This is a genomic window from Neptunitalea chrysea, from assembly GCF_027924145.1.
Lineage (GTDB): Bacteria > Bacteroidota > Bacteroidia > Flavobacteriales > Flavobacteriaceae > Neptunitalea > Neptunitalea chrysea.
This window is the reverse complement of sequence record NZ_BRVP01000042.1, coordinates 1-6,049: the sequence shown is the minus strand read 5'-3', so window position 1 is coordinate 6,049 and position 6,049 is coordinate 1. Positions and strand designations below refer to the sequence as shown.

At 39.2% G+C, this 6,049-nt stretch carries 1 protein-coding gene; it reads right to left on the bottom strand.

Translation table 11 applies throughout. From position 1 onward, the window contains the following. The coding region (locus NBRC110019_RS16470) for an NIDO-like domain-containing protein (protein ID WP_281756571.1) at positions 1 to 5,862 on the bottom strand (5,862 nt) is incomplete at its 3' end. Between the last annotated feature and the right edge of the window lie 187 nt (positions 5,863 to 6,049).

Here is a 6,049-nt window from a genome sequence, read left to right as displayed (position 1 = left end):
TGCAAAGGGTCCTACAACATTAGAACCTGTGGTAGTTACCGGCCAAGTATTTGTACCGTCAGTAATATATGGAATTCCGTTACCTAAGTCTGTAATGTTTACTAATACAAAGAATCTTGAGTTGGCGCAATCTGCACTTACCGTAGCCGAATCATAGGTAGCCGAGCTACATGTTGTTGGGCATGTATAGGTATAGGTTCCCATATCAACATCACAAGTAGCATCTGTACCATGTTCTAAAGTAAGGTTTACAGATGAAGCATCTGCAAAAGGCCCTACTTGCATAGTACCTGTAGCGGTTACTGGCCAAGTGTTAGTACCATCTGTAATAGAAGGAGAACCATTACCTAGAGCTGTAATATTTACATTTACATAAAACTCAAGTGCCGAACAATCTGCCGAAATTGAAGTAACTCCGTAATTAGCAGGGTTACATACAAACGGGCATGTATAGGTAAATGAACCCATATCTACATTGCACGTGGTGCTGTTACCATGTTCTAGCGTAAGGTTTATAGTACTATCAGACGCAAATGGTCCAATTTGCATGGTACCTGTAGCATTAACTGCCCAAGTATTTGTACCATCTGTAATGGTAGGTGTACCGTTACCAAGATCGGTAATAATTATATCTACGTAGAACTGTGAATTATCACAATAAGGTACTACGCTAGCAGCACTATATGATGGAGCAATACAACACCCTGAGATAAAGTCACCTAAACTACTATTGCAAGTGGCATCAATACCATGAACAATGGTTAATGAAACGGTATCGGTATCTGCAAATGGTCCTGCAGCGGTAACCCCTGTGGCTGTTATAGGCCAAGTATTTGTACCATCTGTTATAGCAGGTGTTCCGTTACCAAGGTTTGTAATGTCTACATTTACATAGAATAAGTCGTTAGCACAATCATCTGTAACTACAGCAGTGTTATAAATAACTGGGCTACACACAAACGGACAGGTATAGGTATAGGTTCCCATATCTACATCGCAAGTTGTATCTGTACCATGTTCAAGAGTAAGAGCTACCGTAGAAGCATCGGCAAACGGACCTACTTGCATAGTACCTGTAGTGGTTACCAGCCATGAGTTGGTACCATCTGTAATAGAAGGAGTACCATTACCTAAATCGGTAATGTCTACATCAATATAGAATTGAGTATTGGCACAATCTGCATTTACTGTTGCCGAAGCATAGCTGGCAGGAGAACATACCGTCTGACAAGACGCTGTAAATGATCCCAAATCAATATCACAGTTGCTATACACACCATGTTTTAGGATTAAATTAGTAGTAGAACCTTCTGTAAATGGCCCTGCTGTGGTAGTTCCTAAAGAGGTAATATTCCAGGTATTGGTACCGTCTGTAATGTACGGTGTACCATCTCCTAAGTCTGTAATATTTACATTCACATAATATTGATTATTTGTGCAATCTGAATATACACTAGCAACTGAGTATGTTGTAGCTGTACATGTTGGTGGAGGGCATGTATAGGTATAAGAGCTTAAATCTATTGTCTCACAGCCGTTATAAAAACTATCTGTAACATTATAACCGCTTGCATAAGGTCCAAGCAATAAAGTACCAGTATTTTGAATAGCAGTAATGTCTCCGAAAATACCATAAATTTCTGGTGAGCCATTTCCAAGGTCAGTAATCTCAATAGAAAGATAAAAATGGTTATTGCTACAATCTTCTACAATGGTTGGTGTAGTATAGGTAGCCGGAATGCAACAAGTACTAGCAAAAGAACCTACGTACATGTCGCACGAGCTATCAGAGCCATGTGTAATTGTTAGGTTTACCGGGGCACTATTGCTAAACGGCCCCACTTGCATGGTGCCTGTAGTGGTAATATTCCATGTGTTGGTTCCGTCTGTAATATATGGAGTACCATTACCTATATCAGTAATATCTATAGCTACATAGAATTGTGAGTTTGTACAATCATCTGTAACAGTAGTGGTATTATAGGTAACAGGGCTACAGATGGTTGGGCAAGTATAGGTGAAGTCTCCAAGGTCAATATCACAATCGGTATTTAATCCATGTGTTAAAGTTAGGTTTGCTGTTGATCCGTTGGTATAAGGTCCTGCATAGAAAGTTCCTGGCATATATACATCCCAAGTATTGGTTCCGTCTGTCAATTGCGAATACATACCGTTACCTAATCCTGTGATTAATACTTTTACATAGAATTGGTTGTTTGTACAATCGGGTTCTATAGTAGCAGAATCATAACTTAATGGAGAACAAGCTAAATTAGTAACCACAATATTAAAGTTGTCGGCTCCTGTTGTTCCCTGATTTACCTGAATCAAATAAGTAGCTCCAGGAGTTAAAGAACTTGCTCCTGAAAATTCCAAATAAGTTTCGGTTGCGGTACATGCGATTTCGTTACCTGCTGTTGTAAGGTTGGTACAAGAGGTAGTTTCCGTCTCATAAACAGCCATTTCAATAGCTGTAATTCCGGAAGGTTGTGAAGTGTTAATCCGCACTTCTCCTGAAGCCGGTGCTGTGAATTCAAACCAGGTGGTTTGATTAATACCCGAGCTAAAGCAAGAGGCAACCGGTTCTTGTGGTTCCAAAGTATAACCGTTGTAATTATATGGATAAATAGCAGATCCAATATTATCAATAGCAACAGGAACAAGCTCTATGGCATTTTCTGTTGTAAATTCATCAGGGTCTACTGCATTGTTTACCGCAACGGTTACATCATCAGAGAAGGTAGCAGTAGTACCATCACATGCTGCATAACTTATTTGTGCTGTATAGGTAGTAGTACTTAAAGGGTTTACAGTTATATACGGACTATCGGTAGCTAGTACAGTACTTCCTTCAAGCCATTCAAAAGTATAGTTTGATGGGCCGGATGGTACGTATCTCCAATACTCGTTAGTTGCCGTCCATGCACCTGTATTTCGTCCTTGTGGCGTATACCCAATAGTACCATCACTGTTTTGTATTCCTGCAACAGCTACCCCAGAGTTCCATGCGGTACATGTAGGTTTGTCAATAATATTTATTTCAATAGCATTGGTAGTTTCATGTAGTACAATTTGTGTGTTTGATGTTAAGTTTGTACAGTTAAATTGACATACATTATAGGTTACAATAAAAGCTCTATTTGGAGCGGTACCTGAGAGCGCATACTCAATAGTTCCACATTGAGAAGGGTCAATATCGTGGAACACCCCAAAGATTGCATTTAGTGGTAATCCAGGATCAGGAACTGAAGCATTAAAGCCCCATGGGCAAAATGAGTTTGCATAGGTAGTATTAAAGGAAATTACTCCGTTGGCACCAATTACCAACTGGCTATAAGTATTTCCAAAAAAGCAGAAATTGAATCCAATATCTATAAGCCCTGAATACACATCATCATTCGTAATTTGTGAAGGTGTACCCGGTGTGGTATCCGGATCACAAGAAATGCTGCTTAATTCGTATTGATTGGTGTCTGATCCTGAAACAATATAGCTAGCAGATAGCTGAACGTCACTAGTTCCACAATCTATAGTTTGGTCATCTCCTGCCTCAATTTCGTTACAAGCAATAGCAGTAATTGGTAAACAGTTGGTTTGCGTGATAGCATCACTATACGAGGCACAACCTGCTATATCATTGTTGGTAGCGGTGATTACTACGTCGGTAGTATTAGGGTACGGACCTAATATATAAATTCCGGTATTGTAAACAGTTAAAGGGATACCGCTTGCGTTATCACTTAAGACTACGCTAGAAGCGCCTGCCATATCGGTAATCTCGGCATTAATCATAAACTGCGGGCCATTAGCACAGTCGCTCACCATAGTATAATCTACTTGAGGAGCCGACATACAATCTCCACAAGTTACATCAAAATCCCAGCTGTCAATACTACTGCTCGAACTACAGTTGACTGTATTATTAGATATTATCTGAACCGACATGGATGTGCCTGTAGAGGAGGCTGTTAGTCCGGTTAAGTCTCCAGAGCTTCCATAACCAAGGTACAATAGACTACCGTCATAATCGGTAATCATAATCATATCTGCACCATTCTGTACCCCACCAGAATTAAATACTAATTCTAAGTTGGATACTCCGTTTTCAGCGGTAAAAGTAAAAGTAGTTGTATCGTTGTTCTCGTAACAATAGGTAACATTCGTTGAACCAGCAGAACAATCAACTGTATAGTCTGTTTGTATTGGCGTGGTAAAGGTTACAGGGGATGTCCAGTTGCTATAAAAGTCGGTATCGCATTTAGCTCTTACATATACTTCATAATCGGTATCGGCAGTAAGTGTACCTATATCATCTAAAGAATTTGAAATTACTTCGGTACCAGTTGTAGGGGTTCCTGTACCTGCTGGTTGTATAACATATTCCCATTCAGACTCTCCACTATTTGGTATCCAGTCAAGGTCAATAGTAGAAGTTGTAATATCTGAAACAGTTACGTTAGAGGGTATAAAGCAAAACGTGCCGCAGGCTTCTACACGCATTAAATCAATAGATAAATCACCATACGGATTTCCTGTTGGAATTTGTTTAAACTCAATATATATGGTTTGCCCTGCATAGGCAGTTAAATCAATTCCTACCGGTAACCAGTCTTCACTAGAACTGGTTTGGTATTGCCCTGTCCAAGTGAATACGTTTGTAAATGGTCCGGAAACTGAAGTTCCAATGCCTACTTCAAAAGTTCCCATTCCTGCTCCATAGGCATGCATGTAAAATGATAATTCTACCGCTTCTGTAGCATCAGTAAGGTCTATTATTGGTGAAACAATACTTCCTGTTGTATTGGCACCCGAAGCTTCAAAATTCATAAAGGAAGATCCACTATAAGCAGCGGAGGGACCTGTGCCTGTACTTCCTGAATCATCTGGGATTTCCCAACTTGCACTTCCTGAGTTGATATCACCTGTCCAATCGCTAGAAGCATCAAATTCTTCTATAAATACGTACGTGCCAGAACCCGTTGAACAACTTACACCTGTAGGTGGTTGTGGTGTGTTATCTAGAGTCGTAAAAGTTATGGGACCTGTATAAATACTATTGTATGAAGAACATATAGATCTAATATAGATGTCATAGGTTGTATTAGGGTTCAGACCGTTATATTCATAGTTGGTATAGGTGTTGGTCATGTCTCCAGAACCAGATACTGATGTACCCGTAGGTACTACAAATACTTCCCATTGATTTTCAGAACCCCCAGGAGTCCATGAAAAGATGACAGAGGTATACGCAAGTGTGTTAATCGTAACATCTGTAGGGGCATCACATGGTGGTAGTGCTTCGGAATGGATAGCAGGATTACTAAAGCAAAAACCCTTTGCGAAAGAATTGTTGTCATTAAAATATATACGGTACTGGAAGTTACTTAACTGAGTAGGTGTAAAATTAGCAATATTTAATGGGCTGCTAAGATAATTTTCATGTGTTCCTGAGCAATAATTGTCTGTAGGAGGAGAAGTGGTATCACTGTTGATAGGAGCATCCCAGTTTACCCAACTACCTGTTTGAGCATTATAATATTGTATAATAAGTTCATCACTGCCTGCATAATTATATACGTAATCTCCAGTGAAATAAATTAGGTCTTCTCCGGCAACATGTGCAGGGGTAAGATCTATTACAGGAGATTCGGCAGCAATCTCTGTGGGTGTTGCAACAACTCCGTCGTCATAGGCGAAGTTTGCGGTAATTAGAGGATTTCCTTCAAATACACCAGTGGTTACATAATAACTGCCAGAAATAGTCCAGCTGGTAGAAGGCCAGTTGGCCGGTTCATTGATAACCTGTCCATAGGTAAAACAGGTTATAAGGCTAATACAAATTAGGAGTAGATTTCTTTTCATTTAGGTTGTTTACTATTTATTGATTATGCATACCAAGTCTTAAAAGCATGTGCTTTTTGTTATTATTAAAAGTTAATTTAGTTTATAAGAGTTTTTAATGCTTGGACTGTGGGAATTTTAAAAGTATAAAAAAAATATAATTAAATGTCGATAAATATGTTAAGAAAAAGAAAAGAGCACTAAAAAA